Genomic DNA, 15,975 nt, shown 5'->3' on the forward strand with positions numbered 1-15,975 from the left:
TTACCAGTCAAGCTCCGCCGCTGAAAGCTTCTCTTCGTTTCTGTAGCTCTTACGGATAACACCGTCTCGCAGTTTCACTACAAAATCGGCCATATTCTTTATGGCGTCGTTATGAGTGACCATAATGACCGTATTACCATATTTCTGATTAACCTCTTCAATTAATGCCAGAATTTCTTTTGAAGTGTTGTAATCCAGAGCACCTGTCGGTTCATCACACAGCAAAATGTCGGGATTTTTAATTATGGCTCTTCCTATTGCACAGCGCTGTTGCTGGCCTCCGGAGAGCTGACTCGGAACCTTATTCTGGTGCTCGGTAAGTCCCAAAACACTTATTATTTCATCTATGTTCAATGGATTTTTGGAGAGATATGCTCCTACTTCGATATTTTCTCTTACCGTCAGATTCGGTATAAGATTGTACATCTGAAAAATGTACCCAAGATGATCTCTTCTGTATGCCGTCAGCGTCTTTTCATCCATATCCGACATACTCTTATCCCGGATGATTATCTTCCCGGAATCGGCGTTGTCTATTCCGCCTATTATATTTAGCAAAGTGGATTTGCCCGATCCTGACGGGCCCAGAAGCACCACAAATTCGCCCTTTTCCACACTCAGACTTATGTCCTTTAGAACCTCCACACGGCTTCCGTTTTCGCCGTATGACTTTTTAATATTCTGTAATTCCAGCTGCATAACTTTCCCCTTCATACCATAAATCCTATGCGCTCAGTGAAGCTTGATCATATCGATTCTTTCAACGATACCTATATCCTCAAGCGCTTTGATCATGCGATATACCGTGGCAGTCCCGATGGATTTGTCCTTTGCTCGCACAATACAGCATATATCCTTACATGATGCTCCATCATTTTCAGCAATGACATTTGCCACGATTTTTCTCTGCTTTGTAATTCGCATTCCCTTATCTCTAAGCGCTGTAATTATCTGTTCATTACTCATCATTATATCCCCAATTTGATTATTTTTCGTCACCACAAATAAGTAAATAACTGATAAAAAGTTGCCCCCTCTTGCAAGTTAGCTTTTGCTAACTCTCTGTTTAAAACAAGGCCCGCACGAGGCGGGTCTTGTCTTTTTCTTAATCATTTGCAGGTCTTTGTCTTATGACAGTTTCCTGCCATGGGACAACCTATACAATGAGTTCCTTTTTTCTTTTCTTTATAGATATAACCTGAGGCCAATCCCACAAGCAGTACAATAACTGCACCTGCAATAAAATTACTCATAATTACTCCTAAATCAATAAATCCTTTTAATCAAGCTTGTACTCAAGTACCATTTCTCTCTGGTTTCTCTTAATCAAATATACTACAATGCCTGCAAATACTGCAATTGCAATAAGTCCGAATGCAAAGCCGGTTCCGAAGGAACCTGTGGTAATAAGTGTACCTACCTGGTATACAAGGAAACCAACGGTGAAGCCTGTAGCAAGCTGAAGTCCGATTGCGCCCCAGAGCCACTTGGCTGACTTCATCTCTGAATTCATAGCACCGAGAGCTGCAAAGCACGGAGGTGTGTAAAGGTTGAACATCAGATATGCAAGAGCCGCAACCTTTGTAATACCCATAACTGCTGCAACTGCATTACCTTCTCCGATAAGCTCAAGTTCCTCTGTATCGATAAGATTTGAAATCGCATATACTGTAGCGATTGTACCTACAACGTTCTCCTTTGCAATGAAGCCTGTGATAGCTGCTGCTGCGAGCTGCCAGCTGGCAATACCAACAACCGGAACAAGAAGGTAAGCAAAAGGTCCTGCGATGCCTGCAAGGATTGATGTGCTCTCCATACCCTCTTCGACAGGCTGGAAGCTGAAATTGAAGGTGCTCATGATCTGAACTACTGTGTTACATACAAGAATTACTGTTCCTGCCTTTACGATATATGCCTTACCTCTCTCAAGCATTGACTTAATCGCAAACATAAGGCTGGGTACCTTGTACTCGGGAAGCTCGATGATGAAGAAACTCTTTCTGTACTTCATACCTGTGATAGCCTTGATAAGCAATGCTCCGAGAAGGATAAGAAGGATTCCAACAAAATAACTTACGAATCCAACCCATCTTGACTCAGGGAAGAATGCGCCTGCAAAAAGTGCAATAACAGGAAGCTTTGCTCCGCAGGGCATGAAGGTTGCAAGCATAGCTGTTGAACGTCTTTCTCGCTCGTTTCTGATTGTACGGCAAGCCATGATAGCGGGGATTCCGCAGCCTGTACCGATAATCATTGGGATAACGGATTTTCCTGAAAGACCTACTCTCTTGAAAATAGGATCAAGAACTACTGTCGCTCTGGCCATGTAACCACAGTCCTCAAGAAGTGCGATGAGGAAGTACATAACCATAACAAGAGGAAGGAATCCAACAACGGCACCGACACCGCCGATGATACCATCAACAAGGATCGCATAGAGAAGCGGATTGGCATCAGCCATCTTATCTCCAACAAAGCCCTGGAAAGACTCAATGTAACCTGCAAGAAGCTCTGAAAGCCAGGTTCCTACGGTTGTCTGTGAAATATAGAATACAAGCCACATTACTGCGGCAAAGATTACAATACCGAGAACAGGATGTGTAACAACGCTGTCAATTGTATCGCCGAAGTTCTTATCCTTTGTAAGAACCTTACGATTCTCAACTTCTTTAACAATGCTGTTTACAAATTCAAAACGCTTTCTGTCGGCAGTCTCCACCGCAGCCTTATCGGTAAGATCGATATCACCCTGAACGTAAGGCTCCTTCTGTCCCTTACCCTGAAGCTCTGCAGCGGCCTTTACAACTTCCTTAAGACCTGTCCCAGAGGTTGCCACTGTCTTAATTACTGGACAGCCAAGCTTTTCGGATAACAACTTTTCATCAATAGTGTTGCCCTTCTTATCGTTCGCATCTGTCTTATTAAGCGCAACAACTACAGGAACCCCCAATTCCAGAAGCTGCGTCGTAAAGAAAAGACTTCTGCTAAGATTTGTCGCATCAACAATATTGATGATAGCGTCGGGATGCTCGTTTTTTACATAACCGCTGGTGATGCTCTCCTCTGATGTAAACGGTGACATGGAATATGCACCTGGAAGATCTACCGCGATCAGCTCCTTTCCGCCATCATAGAAACTCTTTTTGATGACACTCTCTTTCTTGTCAACGGTAACACCTGCCCAGTTACCAATCTTCTCGCTGCGTCCCGTGAGAGCGTTGTACATGGTCGTCTTACCGCTGTTGGGATTACCTGCCATTGCGATTCTCATTACTTTTCCTCCTAAAAAACTTTAAAAATTTATAATTATCCAGAGTAATTACTCTGAGAAGTTATAACGTGTTTTGATAGCATATGCTAACACCCTGTCGATTTTATCAGTTGTTAATGTTTTATTCCATTTTTTATTAGCAACTAATATTATTTGGGCGTTTTGCTTAGCATTAAGCTCGAATTTTGATAGCGTTCGCTAACTCCGGATCAATATTATATCTTGCATCCTTTATAGCGACCACCAGATTCCTTTTCTTATCAACAACAGTAATGTTCTCACCGCTGTAGCAACCAAGCGAAAAGAGAAAGCTTTCCATCTCCTCATCTCCGCTGGTATCTATCTCATCTATTACATATTCTTTACCGGGTTCTACTTCGTTAAGTGTCATATAATCCTCCTTAAACCAGTTAGCAAAGCATAACAATTAATTAGCCGTCGCTAACTTCATACATAGGATATTCTTATTAAGAATAATTGTCAATAAGAAATCTTATAATTTAAAAGTTTTTTAATATAAATGAAAGCCGCATTGGCAAGATGCGGCTTTTCAGGTAGGAGATTTCTTATGACTATGTGCGTCATACGTTAGTTATTACTAACAAAATGTATGTTAGCATTTGCTAACTTTATTGTCAACCCTGTTTCTGAATTTTTTCTAAAAACCATTTTTTACACGCTCAAAATTTTGAAAAAATAATTCGACTGTTCAAAGAAAGCACTTTTATCATGGGTCTTGAGATTTGCGTAAAAAATCATATCAAAACAGCGCTATCGCCATTCCTATAAAAACGATCACCCCGACAATCCAGACAAGAGAAAGCATTATCCTTTTTTTCAAAATATGATTCCATGTAAGCATATGCCCACCTCCTCTATTAACTTGCTACAGTCAGTTTATCCAGTGATATGCCGTGCTTATGAGCTCTGCTGTATATTTCGGTGCACTTCTTGTATCTGTCGAAGGTTTTGAGTGCGGAGTCCATATCTCCGTATACCTTCCAGAACCCTGTATACTTCACACCCTCCTCAGGGCTTCGCATAAAACCCAAAACATCTTCCACCGGATAGCCAAGAAACAGCCCTATCTCATGAGGGAACGTGCCGTCCTTTGCAAGATGCCTTGCAAGCTGCGCCACACACAGGTCTGCGTTACTGTATGAATAACCTTTTTCTTTTAATATTCTGCATACCTCATCGCTTCTAAAATCTCTTTTAAGATATGAAGGTCTGTATAAATATATGAGTACGTGACCCTTTGAATATTTTACGGGTATCATGCGGATTCCTTTTGATAAGAATCTGCTGTTAAACTCCCTGACCTCCTTATTGAACTTCTCCCTGTCATCAATATCTACCGTAAAAAGATTCCCCGTCTTTAGTCCCGCCAAGGTAGGCGAGCATAACCTGATCAATAATTGATCCCCCATTGGTATATCCCTCCGCCGTAAGTGTTAGGTATTGCTAACATTCTTCTCAAATAAAAACCCGCCTATCATCGGGATTTTTTGTCACTTGTTTACATCGTGATAAATGTTATCAATTACCTCTCTTGATTATTATGTTAGCATTTGCTAACTTATTTTGCAAGGAAATTTATTTGTTAGATGAAAGGATGGAAAAAGTATGAGTAAAGTTAAAGTAATATTTTGGAGTGGGAGCGGGAACACTCAGGCAATGGCAGATGCTGTTGCAAACGGAATAACAGGCGCAGGCGGCGAAGCAGAAGTAGCTTCCTTCAGTTCTATCAGTCCTGCTGATGCAGCAAGTGAATCAGTTATAGCTTTCGGATGTCCCGCCATGGGCGCCGAAGTTCTTGAAGAGAGTATCGTTGAGCCCTTCATGGCAGACTATGAGACCAAGTGCAGTGGCAAGAAGGTTGCACTCTTTGGTTCCTACGGATGGGGTGACGGTCAGTGGATGAGAGACTGGCAGGACAGACTTGTAGCTGCCGGAGCTTCAATTATCGGCGGCGAAGGTGTAATCGCCAACAACGCACCGGACGATGATGCAATCTCACAGTGTGAAGACCTTGGAAGAATGCTTGCACAGGCGTAAAGCGCACTAATCCTTCATACATGTTTCTTCAAAAAGAAATGAGACCGGAAACGATCAGATCCTCCGGTCTCATTTCTTTTTTAACTTATTGTTTTTTATACCCTGTATACATTGTCAGCAAAAAACAAATTACTGTAGCCCAAGCGAAAAACTTATGGTAATTCATGTTACCCCCTCTCATTATCTTCTCTTCTCAGGTTCGTCATACTGCGAAGTCCGAGCGCTATGGTTGAGCCGTTATGCAGCGTAGCGCTCGTGGCAGGTGTTATGGTTCCAAGAAGTCCCAGCGCTATAAGCCCCAGGTTGAATCCCACAACAAAGCGATAGTTGAAATGAATTCTCTTCATTAGGAGTCCGCTGAGTTCCTTCAAGGTAATAAGTTTGTACAGATCATCCTCGGATATCATCACATCCGCAATTTGTCTTGCAAGCTGTGCGCCTTCACTTATTGCAATGCCGCAGTCCGCTTCCGATAGAGCCGGTGAATCGTTGATTCCGTCTCCGATCATGACAACCGTATGACCCTTCGCCTTTTCCTGCTGAACAAATCCTGCCTTCTCCTCAGGCAGAACCTCAGCATAATATGAGTCAACTCCTACCTTCTTAGCTACTCTTTTAGCGATATGTTTAGAGTCACCGGTCATCATGACGATGTTCTTAAAGCCTGCCTCATGCAGTTTTTTAATAACATCCGGAGCTTCAGGCCTAAGCGGATCCTCCAGGCAGATTACTGCCGCGAGCTGTCCGCCTATAGCCAAAAACAGCCTTGAATAACGCTTTGATATATTATCAAGCTTATCCTGCTCTCCTTCAGGAATAGTGCACGCTTCATCTTCCATGACAAAGTGCCAGCTTCCGATTACGACCTTCTTATCCTCAATGGTTGATGCTATTCCATGAGCAACGACATATTCCACTTTGCTGTGCATCTCATTGTGCTCAAGCCCTTTTTCTGCAGCCTTTGCAACCACGGCATTCGCAATGGAATGAGGATAATGCTCCTCGAGACATGCCGCTATCCGAAGCATCTCGTCCTTGTCATTCCCTGAGAATGTGACTACATCCACAACCTTCGGAGTAGCCATAGTAAGCGTTCCTGTCTTATCAAAAACGATGGTATCCGCATCAGCGATAGCCTCAAGGAATTTTCCTCCTTTTACGGTGAGGTGGTTATCCTGACACTCACGCATAGCTGATAACACGGTTACCGGCATCGAGAGCTTTAGTGCACAGGAAAAATCAACCATTAGAACCGACAGCGCCTTCGTTACATTTCTCGTCAGGAGGTATGCTAGAACAGTTCCTCCGAGAGTATATGGAACAAGCCTGTCCGCAAGATGCTCAGCCCTTGACTCTACGCCTGACTTAAGCTGCTCAGACTCCTCGATCATCTTGATGATTTTCTCATATCTGGTTGCACCGGATGCCTTTTCTACTTTCAGGACTATATCGCCCTCTTCGATAACCGTGCCGGCATAGACATAGGCACCTTCCTTCTTTTCAACAGGAATACCCTCTCCGGTAAGTGTCGCCTGGTTGACCATTGCCTCTCCGGCAACCACGGTTCCATCAAGCGGGATTACGCTTCCGACTCTAACGGAAATCTCATCACCCGGAGCCACCTGATTTATCGGAACCTGAACCTCTACTCCGTCCTTTTTAAGCCATACTCTGTCCGACTTAAGCGCCATGCTTCTCGCGAGGTCGTCTACAGATTTCTTATGAGTCCACTCCTCAAGCAAATCTCCTACTCCCAGCAGGAACATGACAGAGGATGCGGTCTCATAATCATCTGTTAAAAGTGAAACCGTTATGGCAGTTGCATCAAGGGCTGAAACCTCGAGCCTCTTTTTCTTAAACAGGCTCACCAGTCCTTTTTTGATAAACTTCAAAGCAAGGATCCACGCTTTTATCCTTCGAAGAGGTGATGGCAGAAATACTCTGCAGCCATAGTGAATAACCACATTGGTTATGAGCTTTTCTTTATAGGATGCCATGAGTTCACGCCCGGTATTTTCCGGAACAAGAGCCTTCACATCCTCCGAATCGGCATCGAATTTCAGTATGCTCTCAAGGAGTTCTTCCCTGTCTCCCTTATAGACAACTACTGCATCCGCGCTTCTCTCATAGACGGTCGCCTTTTCCACCCCGTTAAGAGAAAGCAGATAGTACTGTAATCTATCTGCCTCTTCGAATGAAAACCGTCTCTTGGGCATGGAAAAGCGGATTCGGCCGTTTATCTCATGTTTTATGACTATTTTCATGTGTTATTACTCTCCGACTACGACGTCTTCCTTAGCCTTGCGCTCTTCATTGATTTCTTTAGCTTCCGCAAGGACATCTCCGCAGTTCTCCTGAACCTTGTTCGCGGTATCCATCACGCACTCTTTAGCGCGAAGTACTGCTGCTGTTGTATGTGTGTAGCACTTCTTTGCATCCTTACTGGATAAAACTTTAATACCTGCTGTTCCGAAAAGAACTCCGCCTAAAAACCATGCACAATGCTTCCAATTCTTAATCATTTTTCCAATCTCCTTCTTTGTTAGCAAAATCTAATTGTCCGTATATGAAAACAAACAAATGCAAGATTCCTCCCGCATTTGTTTGCTTTTTAAGCATATCATAATCACATAGCCGCTGATAGCTTTGTACATGATAATTTTTCTCGATTAGGCCTGCTTATTCATAGAAAGCTCACTCAGACTCATACTTTCCTCCTTCATAAAAAATAAGGTTAGCTTTAACTAACTATTTATGTTAGAATAAACTAACCAACAGTTCAATATTACAATTTGAGAATATTTATCAATTTGAAAGAAGGAACAAAAATGTCTAATTTTTTTGCAGTTATAATCATTGTGGCAATCATAGCATTCTCGCTTAGAGGATCAATAAAACACTTCAGGGGCGAAGGTGGCTGCTGCGGAGGTGGAAACTCAGTGGTTAAAGAGCCCGATAAAAAACTCGATAATCCCGTCATCGGCAAAACCACTCTTAAGGTTGAAGGTATGCACTGCGAAAATTGCAGAAACAGAGTAAAGCGCGTGATAAACAGTATCGAAGGAGCCTCCTGCAAGGTGAACCTGAAAAAGGGGCTTGTCGACATTGAATATGACAGGGATATTGATAACGACATATTCATTAAAGCTATAGAGGACCTTGATTTTCATGTTGTTTCTACTCTGTAGTCTCATCATGACTCAGCAAAAATTAACGAAAAAAAGCAAAAATTCGTCGTCCAAAAACAACTATTTTATCGAAAAATAAGTTATAATTATCCCGAAGAAAGTTTTTTTTGACGGGAGGTTATAACATGATAATGAAAAAAAACAATTCTATTCGTAAGAGGGTGCAGTCTGTCATAATCGCGGCAGCCATCGCTCTTACAATCATTCCGGGGACATTTGCCATTGCCAAGCCTATCACAGCACAGGCAGCAACAGAGTCTATAGTCAATTCACTCAGCGAAAACGAGAGAAAGATCTACGACGCTTATCAGTATCTGGATACCAGGATCAAAGAGAAAGATGTCGAGATTACCGCTAAGAACAAATCCGAATTTGATTCAGCCGGATTCTATACAATGTATACCGGCGCTGAGGAGAGAGTTAAGTACTCAGCAGATGATTTGAAGTATGCCCGCCGCGCTTATATCTATTCCAATCCGCTTGAGATTGCAGGCGCCATGGCACAGATCAAATTCCTAACCATCAAGGGCAAGGACAACAAGTATTCCTGCTACGCATACCTTCAGAAAACCGGTGATAACGATTACACCGGCGAGACAAAGGCACTCAAAAAGGCAATCAAGAAAATCATGAAGAACATTGACGAGGACACCAACTTTGTCATGGAACTCCAGTGCTTCGACATGGTTATCAACAATACCACTTATGCAAAGATTGCAATCGACAACAAGGATCTGAAGAATACAGCATATGGTGCATTAGTTCAGCATCGCGCATCAACACAGGGTTATGCCCTTGCATTTGCTGCACTTCTTGATGAGCTTGAGATCAACAACGACATTCTGTTCAACAGCTACAGATGCTGGAATCAGATAAAAATCGGAACCAAGTGGTATGAGACTGATCTTGTAGCCTGCGATAAATCCACAAAAGGAACTGTTGATTATACCTGCTTCAACACTTCTCAGAAGAAGATGAAGAGCTATGGTCTGACACGTGTGGACTATTGCACAAAGTTCCGTGAGTCAAAAGGATCCAATTCAACAACAAAGAGCAAGCTCCAGAAATACAGTGAGGAAATGTTCAAGGATTCCAAGAACTTTACACTCGGAGTTCTGAACCCGGATAATTCCGTAACACGTACTACTCTTCTTAGCACAGAGCAGACAGTTACACTTGTTCCTGTTTTCATTGACAATTCATCGATGCTCAACTGCAGCATGATTCTTAAGAGTCTGACCATCACTACCAATCCTGAAGAGAGCGCATTTACCTGGACTCAATGGACACCAAAGACACCTAAGATCACACTTACAAAGAATGGCCCGGGCGCAAGCAGAGTTCTCAGTGTTGTAATGATCTATGATGACGGCACAAACGAAGGTACAGCCATCTCCTTCAACGTTAATCTTGTTGATCAGGATAACACAACCGGAAGCTTTATTTACAAGGTTATAGATGATGATAATGTTTCACTTGTAAAGTGCACCAAGAAAACAATAAAGAATGTAAACATCCCTTCAACTGTTGCAGTTGACGGAAAGAGCTATAAAGTTTCAAAGATTGAAGCAAATGCCTTCAAGAAATGCTCAAAGCTCGAAACAGTAATGATCGGTGCAAACGTTAAGGAAATCGGCGCTAATGCCTTCTCCGGAAAGACCAAGCTCATCAGAGTTGAAACTCAGGGCTATGTTCTTAACACCTTAGGAAAAGATGCATTCAAGTCAGCTGATGCCAACACCTTCTTCCTTCTCAAAGCTACAAGCTACTCAAAATACAACAAGCTTGTTAAGAAGGTTAAAAAGGCAGGCGGTTCCAAGGCTGTTTATAAGTTCAGAAAGTACTAATACATAGAGGCGTATCCGCCGAATACACAGCATATAATAAGAGCTGCACTCCTAAATCATGGAGTGCAGCCCTTTTCTTTATCCTATTATTTCATTTTTTCATAAATGATTTCTCAATATCTGTCAAGGAAATGATGTTTTTCGCCATCTGCTGTTTTGTAGGCAACTATCGCATTAAGGTGGACATTCTCAACGCTCTTAAAAATATTAGCCTCTATGAAGGGGCTTCTCTCACGAAGCTCTGCGATAAGCTCCTTTATCTCAGCACGCTTACTTCCCTTCTCGGTACCGCCGCAGCTTGCACAGCTCTCTGTGAGGCGGCAGGCGCAGTTGATGAAGGTCAGATTATTGTATTCTCTCCATTTTTTAATGCTCTCCTCGCGAATCAGATAGAGGGGCCTGATGAGTTCCATGCCCTCAAAATTCGTGCTGTGAAGCTTGGGCATCATGGTCTGGAACTGCCCGCCGTATAGCATTCCCATGAGAATCGTCTCGATAACGTCATCGTAGTGGTGCCCAAGGGCAATCTTGTTGCAGCCAAGCTCCTTAGCCTTACTGTAAAGTGCTCCCCTTCTCATTCTCGCGCACAGATAACAAGGCGATCCACTCTCATCAGCCACGATATCGAAAATATCCGAATCAAAAACGGTTATCGGAATCTGCATGAGCTTAGCATTATTAAGGATCGTGGTGTAATTGATGTCGTTGTAACCGGGATTCATAACCAGGTACACCACATCGAAATTCTTCTTTCCATGCTTTAGAAGTTCCTGGAAAAGTTTTGCCATCAGCATTGAATCCTTACCACCGGAGATGCAGACCGCAATTTTGTCGCCGTCCTTAATGAGCTCATAGGTGTTGATAGCCTTTGTAAACTGGCTCCAGAGGTCTCTTCTGTACTTCTTGATGATGCTTCTCTCAATTTCCCTGCAGCGCTTTTCCTGCTCTTCTTCATCTGAGAGCTGGTGCTCTATGGTGTATTTATAATAGCTGTAAATTCCGCTCTTTATGCTGTAAATCTCATATCCCTTGGGTGATAGTTCCTCGCACAGCTCATCCGAGTACTTTCCGGAGTAGCAGATAAGATAAATCGGCTCATCCTTCGGGAGCTCATCAATTCTTTCCCTGAACTCTTCCCTCGGAATATTTACAGCCTCCGGTGGCGAGTTTTTCTCAAATTCTTCGCTTTCCCTTATATCTATGAAAAGCTTCTTCCTGTCATCCGACAGCATTTCTTCGTAGGTCTTTGTATAATTCATTGGCACTTCTCTCTACATATAGAAAGGGAGCCTAGCAGCTCCCCAAACTGTTTTTAACTTATGCTTGCTGACAATTACGGGATGTATGAAGTACATCATCCTCAAAAAAGTCCGGCTGACTAATTATAAAGCGTAGCACATCTGATGACAACAAATTATCCGTTTTATTCAAAAAATCGGCAACGATTCTGATACGCTCAGGTTTTTTCTTTACATATGCCATAACACTGTCTATAAATTCAAAATATGCATCCGGTATGGATGTAAGCTTATTATATATTTCTTCCATGCTTGAAACTCCTTTCCCTAATTCTACCATAATTATCGCATAGTAGAAGTAGAAACAAAGGATTGTCTCTTCATTTCGGGTCTCATAAATATGGAAAAATGTCGAATCGACAAAATTAGGAAAATAAAAATCAATGAGTAATATATCAGAATAATTATTTTATTGCAACATCGTTTTTTATGAACATCCAGTTTACTCTTTTTTAATAAATAGGGCACAATTTACAACTATTATGAAAGTTGTTATTGTTATAAACTTATATATTAAGAGGATGTAAAAATATTACTCATGAGGGCCTAATGTTTTGAAACAGATCCTTGTTGAATTAAAAGAAATGCCCGAACTCAATATTCAGGTTGAAGAAATAATAAAGACCTGGGAATCCGGCAAATATAAGCAGGTACTTTTTCATATTTACAGCGGTATGGAGGCGGAAAAGTTTACAGCTTATGCTGCGAAGAGACTTCAGAAGCTGTTCCCTGAAGCTGATATCGTAGGTACTATGTCAGCCGGAGAAATTATGGACGGACACCTTATCAAAAAAGGTATCCTTATTGGCGCGCTATTTTTAGAAAGCACAACGGCAGAAGTATTCCGCTATGACAATGTTAAAGGAAATGAACCCTCTGTCGGCCGAAAAATAAGAGAGCAGCTAGACAGCATTCCAGAGATTAAAGCCGCAGAGCTTTTACTTCCCGGTACAGAGTTTGATACCAAAGAATTATTCGATGAAATTGATGAATGTGACAAATCCATAAGGATTTTTGGCGGCTATTCAGGCGGTCATACGATGAATTCTCCGGTGCACTATGTGTTCGATGCAAGCGGAATTATGTATGATTCCATACTGGTAACAACCTTTGCCGGCAGCGATTTTCATATAGATATAGACAAGGTTATCGGTTGGGAGCCTCTGGGAGTCCCCTTCACAGTTACGAAGGCAGACGGACACAAGTTGATCGAGCTGGATAACAGACCTGCTTCCGGGATCTATGAAAAGTTCCTTGAGATTGACAGGCGACTTGATAGTAATGCTAAAGAAGGATATACTTTCCCTCTTCTTGCAGAATATAACGGCGAAGAGTGGCTAAGAAGTGCCATTCACATAGAAGCGGACGGTTCTCTTAATATGCACGGCTCTGTAATGGAAGGGATGGATATCCAGCTTTCCTACGGAAATCCCGCATCAATCGTTAAGCAGGTTAATGAGCGACTTGAAAAGGTTCACGATTTTAAACCGCAGGCAATTTTCATTTATTCCTGCATCGTCCGAAAGGCGTTCTGGGAAAGATATGTTGATCTGGAGCTAAAGCCCTTCGGGCAGCTATGTTCAACTACCGGTTTCTATACCTGGGGCGAGGTCATTCGCGATACAGAATCGGGAGAGATTGTTGAGCATAATGTGACGCAGCTTTCCATAGCTATGCGCGAGGGAGAACCCTCTGACGAAGAACTTCCCGCGGTACAGGTGGATGATTCCGTACTAAAAGGGCCTGCTGCGCAGATGAGAAGGCTGACAAGTCTTGTTTACACGACCATGGAGGAACTCCAGAAAGCACAGAAAGACCTTCAGGTACTAAATGAAAAATTAAGGCTTATAGCAGATAGAGATGCTCTCACCGGTCTTTTCAACAGGGGAAAGACCGAGGATATTATCTACGATTTTCTTGATGAAACAGCCAAAAACGGAACACCTCTCAGTCTTCTTATGATAGACATTGATTACTTCAAGAGTGTAAACGATGAATACGGCCACCATACCGGAGATTTGGTATTGAAGGAAACTGCAGCCCTTTTGGATGATGCCGCGGGCGGCGTTCCGGATGGGCATGCGGGAAGATGGGGTGGAGAAGAGTTCTTCGTCATACTTCCAAATACCGGAAGTGAAGATGCGATGTCTATAGCTGAGGCTCTTAGGAAAAGAGTAGAAGCCCACAATTTTCCCGATGTCGGACACCTTACCATAAGTCTTGGAGTTATTACAGTTAGTAAACGTGTAAATGCAAAGGATATGTTCCTTCGAGTTGATAAAGCATTGTATGACGCCAAAGAAGGCGGCAGAAACTGTATAGTGAAAGTTGAAATGTAAAACCATTAACGTAGGAAACCCCCACCGCTTAGCGGTGGGGGTTTCCCATTGGTTAGATATTCAAATTCCTGTCGGAATTTTTTACTGTTGTTCTTCCTCTTCCTTACGTTTCTTACCTGTTACAAGGAGTGTTGCTACTGCTCCGGCTGCGATAAGAAGAACGATTATTCTGGAAGTGTTGGTGTTGTCGTCGGTTCCTCCACGTCTTGCGCCAAGTACCTTCTTCTCTTCTTCCTGGTCTCTCTTTGCTCCGAGAACCGCCTTATCATCAGCGGGATTTCTCTTATCTCCGAGTACCTGAGGATCACCTGTGTTGTCGTTATTATCGTTGTTATTGTTGTCATTATTTCCGGGTGTATTACGACGTCTTCTAGGTGTATCATCGTCATCATCATCGTCGTCATCGTCAGGTGTAGGCTTCGGATCGGGCTTAGGATCAGGCTGAGGATCGAGCTGTTCAGGATTCTTGGTAACAATACTGTAAACCACGATATCTGATGCAGGCATTATCATCTTCTGGCTTTCAGCGCGAACATCCGTCTTACCTGTAATGAAATCTGCAACATCACCAAAGAAGTTTAGTATCTTTCCAAGTGTTGAAGGAGTTTCCTTGGCAACTTTTTCCATATTCCAAAGGCCGAAGGTGTATCCATCTACTGTCGGAAGATCAGGACACATAAACTCTTCACCGCTCATAGCGGTTCTGTTATGTGTTGAAAGCTCTGTTACAAGTGCATCCCAGTTTGCGGGTTTCTCAACACCCTCTGCAAGTCTGTATTCATAGGTAATGTTATAAATAACTGCCTTGAACTTAGCAACAAAGGTTGTATCTTCATAAGTTGTGTAGTAAGCGTTCGGCTCACCTGATGTGTAACCGGCTGCATTGTCTATGTTCTTTTCATTCTTATTAAGATAATCCCTTGCAAGGTCCTTGCTAAGAGTCTGCTCTGCGCCTTCAATCTTTACTAATGTTTCAGAGCCATCTTCATTCTTAACCTTCTTGTACCAGCCCTCGAACTCATATCCGACTTCAGGAATTGCTGTTGAACCGGTTATATTTTCGAACGAACGAAGCTTGTCTGACTGGTCACCGGGTGATGCAGTTCCGCCCTTTTCACCGATGTAAAGAACGTGATATACTTCATCGCTTTCTTCAAATACGGCTATGAAATAAGTATCCTCATAGAGCTCTGTCTCAGGATTAATATTGAGGTTATTTGCTATAGTCGTGGCATCAAGGACTTCCTTATCGGAAACAACTATCTCTGTTCCCATAGGATTCTCAGGTGTCTCCGGACCATACTTAATCCATTTAACAAATCTGTATCCCTTGTCAGGTATAGCTGTTGAACCTTTTATCTTATCTGTTGTGCGCTGTACAAGATTCGTATCTTCCTTATTCGATACAGCACCGTTTCCTTTAGCATCATAGAATACGTTGTAATTTGCAGCCCACTGAGCATAAAGGATATCATCGCCGGAAGTTAATCTGTATGTACCTCCGTTATTGTATGCTGCTCCAGGATCATTGTCTGAAGGATTTGCAACCGTATTCCAACCATTGAAAGTGTATCCCTCTCTGGTGAATTCGTTATCGCTAATTGTTACATCACCTTCCGCAATTCCGGTTGTGGGTTCCATCGTACCCTCACCGCCATTAGCATCATAGGAAAGCGTATCTTCCCAGATTGCATAAAGGACGTCTTCCTTATCTGTGAGTGTATAAGTACTGGTATTCGGTTTATAACTTACACCGGTTCCATCATCCTTAGTATTCCATTCAACAAATGTATAACGTGTTTCATTAAAGGTACACTCTTTTACTATAAGTGATTCACCAATCTCACCTGAAGTTACACTTTCATCTCCGGTTCCATTGTTTGCCTTATAGGTAAGGGTGTCTTCCCAGATCGCATAAAGGACGTCATCCTCATCCGTGAGTGTGTATGTATTACCAGGCTCATATGTTGTTCC

At 42.6% G+C, this 15,975-nt stretch carries 15 protein-coding genes; 4 read left to right on the forward strand and 11 right to left on the reverse strand.

The genetic code is table 11. The features are described from left to right. The 6 genes from G596_RS0118055 to G596_RS0118085 form a co-directional block, all read right to left on the reverse strand. Entirely contained in the window at window positions 1-699 is a 699-nt protein-coding gene (locus G596_RS0118055) for an ABC transporter ATP-binding protein (RefSeq protein WP_022763223.1), read from the reverse strand. Between the two features lie 33 nt (window positions 700-732). Further along, window positions 733-969: a Fur family transcriptional regulator gene (locus G596_RS0118060; protein WP_242829212.1), complete on the reverse strand. Its 237-nt coding sequence runs from the start codon at window positions 967-969 to the stop codon at window positions 733-735. Between the two features lie 140 nt (window positions 970-1,109). After that, window positions 1,110-1,253 (reverse strand): FeoB-associated Cys-rich membrane protein, encoded by a 144-nt coding sequence (locus G596_RS24570; RefSeq protein ID WP_022763225.1) that lies wholly within the window; start codon window positions 1,251-1,253, stop codon window positions 1,110-1,112. Between the two features lie 26 nt (window positions 1,254-1,279). After that, entirely contained in the window at window positions 1,280-3,271 is a 1,992-nt protein-coding gene (gene feoB / locus G596_RS0118070; RefSeq protein WP_022763226.1) for a ferrous iron transporter B, read from the reverse strand. 172 nt (window positions 3,272-3,443) lie between these two features. After that, entirely contained in the window at window positions 3,444-3,662 is a 219-nt protein-coding gene (locus G596_RS0118075) for a FeoA family protein (RefSeq protein WP_022763227.1), read from the reverse strand. Window positions 3,663-4,149: 487 nt separating this feature from the next. Beyond that, window positions 4,150-4,701, reverse strand: coding sequence for a DUF3793 family protein (locus G596_RS0118085; RefSeq protein ID WP_022763229.1), 552 nt, complete (start codon window positions 4,699-4,701; stop codon window positions 4,150-4,152). A gap of 196 nt (window positions 4,702-4,897) precedes the next feature. On the opposite strand from G596_RS0118085, the gene G596_RS0118090 reads away from it, so the two are divergent. Next, a complete protein-coding gene (locus G596_RS0118090; RefSeq protein ID WP_022763230.1) occupies window positions 4,898-5,329 on the forward strand; it encodes a flavodoxin in 432 nt (143 codons plus the stop codon). Window positions 5,330-5,496: 167 nt separating this feature from the next. Here G596_RS0118090 and G596_RS0118095 read toward each other — a convergent pair whose 3' ends face one another. Both G596_RS0118095 and G596_RS22855 read right to left on the reverse strand, forming a co-directional pair. Continuing rightward, complete coding sequence (locus G596_RS0118095) at window positions 5,497-7,593, reverse strand: heavy metal translocating P-type ATPase (RefSeq protein ID WP_022763231.1); 2,097 nt, start codon at window positions 7,591-7,593, stop codon at window positions 5,497-5,499. A 6-nt stretch (window positions 7,594-7,599) separates the two neighbouring features. Continuing rightward, window positions 7,600-7,851 (reverse strand): DUF6110 family protein, encoded by a 252-nt coding sequence (locus tag G596_RS22855; RefSeq protein WP_022763232.1) that lies wholly within the window; start codon window positions 7,849-7,851, stop codon window positions 7,600-7,602. Window positions 7,852-8,157: 306 nt separating this feature from the next. On the opposite strand from G596_RS22855, the gene G596_RS0118110 reads away from it, so the two are divergent. Together G596_RS0118110 and G596_RS0118115 are read left to right on the forward strand one after the other, a co-directional pair. Beyond that, window positions 8,158-8,517, forward strand: a complete 360-nt coding sequence (locus G596_RS0118110) for a heavy-metal-associated domain-containing protein (protein WP_022763234.1) — start codon at window positions 8,158-8,160, stop codon at window positions 8,515-8,517. 125 nt (window positions 8,518-8,642) lie between these two features. Beyond that, entirely contained in the window at window positions 8,643-10,364 is a 1,722-nt protein-coding gene (locus tag G596_RS0118115) for a leucine-rich repeat protein (RefSeq protein WP_022763235.1), read from the forward strand. A gap of 113 nt (window positions 10,365-10,477) precedes the next feature. Here G596_RS0118115 and G596_RS0118120 read toward each other — a convergent pair whose 3' ends face one another. Next, window positions 10,478-11,623 (reverse strand): ATP-binding protein, encoded by a 1,146-nt coding sequence (locus G596_RS0118120; protein ID WP_022763236.1) that lies wholly within the window; start codon window positions 11,621-11,623, stop codon window positions 10,478-10,480. A gap of 58 nt (window positions 11,624-11,681) precedes the next feature. Beyond that, entirely contained in the window at window positions 11,682-11,912 is a 231-nt protein-coding gene (locus G596_RS0118125) for a hypothetical protein (RefSeq protein ID WP_022763237.1), read from the reverse strand. Between the two features lie 304 nt (window positions 11,913-12,216). On the opposite strand from G596_RS0118125, the gene G596_RS0118130 reads away from it, so the two are divergent. Then, window positions 12,217-14,001 (forward strand): sensor domain-containing diguanylate cyclase, encoded by a 1,785-nt coding sequence (locus G596_RS0118130; RefSeq protein WP_022763238.1) that lies wholly within the window; start codon window positions 12,217-12,219, stop codon window positions 13,999-14,001. A gap of 81 nt (window positions 14,002-14,082) precedes the next feature. Here the strand turns inward: G596_RS0118130 and G596_RS0118135 are convergent. After that, the coding region (locus G596_RS0118135) for an InlB B-repeat-containing protein (RefSeq protein WP_026671414.1) at window positions 14,083-15,975 on the reverse strand (1,893 nt) is incomplete at its 5' end.

The organism is Butyrivibrio sp. AD3002, assembly GCF_000420905.1.
Classification (GTDB): domain Bacteria; phylum Bacillota; class Clostridia; order Lachnospirales; family Lachnospiraceae; genus Butyrivibrio.

Bases quoted from the DNA above. Each gene is read 5' to 3' on its own strand.
- G596_RS0118055 (WP_022763223.1), bottom strand. From the start codon at position 699: ATGCAGCTGGAATTACAGAATATTAAAAAGTCATACGGCGAAAACGGA.
- G596_RS0118090 (WP_022763230.1), top strand. From the start codon at position 4,898: ATGAGTAAAGTTAAAGTAATATTTTGGAGTGGGAGCGGGAACACTCAG.
- G596_RS0118110 (WP_022763234.1), top strand. From the start codon at position 8,158: ATGTCTAATTTTTTTGCAGTTATAATCATTGTGGCAATCATAGCATTC.
- G596_RS0118075 (WP_022763227.1), bottom strand. From the start codon at position 3,662: ATGACACTTAACGAAGTAGAACCCGGTAAAGAATATGTAATAGATGAG.
- G596_RS0118085 (WP_022763229.1), bottom strand. From the start codon at position 4,701: ATGGGGGATCAATTATTGATCAGGTTATGCTCGCCTACCTTGGCGGGA.
- G596_RS0118125 (WP_022763237.1), bottom strand. From the start codon at position 11,912: ATGGAAGAAATATATAATAAGCTTACATCCATACCGGATGCATATTTT.
- G596_RS0118060 (WP_242829212.1), bottom strand. From the start codon at position 969: ATGATGAGTAATGAACAGATAATTACAGCGCTTAGAGATAAGGGAATG.
- G596_RS24570 (WP_022763225.1), bottom strand. From the start codon at position 1,253: ATGAGTAATTTTATTGCAGGTGCAGTTATTGTACTGCTTGTGGGATTG.
- G596_RS0118120 (WP_022763236.1), bottom strand. From the start codon at position 11,623: ATGAATTATACAAAGACCTACGAAGAAATGCTGTCGGATGACAGGAAG.
- G596_RS22855 (WP_022763232.1), bottom strand. From the start codon at position 7,851: ATGATTAAGAATTGGAAGCATTGTGCATGGTTTTTAGGCGGAGTTCTT.
- G596_RS0118095 (WP_022763231.1), bottom strand. From the start codon at position 7,593: ATGAAAATAGTCATAAAACATGAGATAAACGGCCGAATCCGCTTTTCC.
- feoB (WP_022763226.1), bottom strand. From the start codon at position 3,271: ATGAGAATCGCAATGGCAGGTAATCCCAACAGCGGTAAGACGACCATG.
- G596_RS0118115 (WP_022763235.1), top strand. From the start codon at position 8,643: ATGATAATGAAAAAAAACAATTCTATTCGTAAGAGGGTGCAGTCTGTC.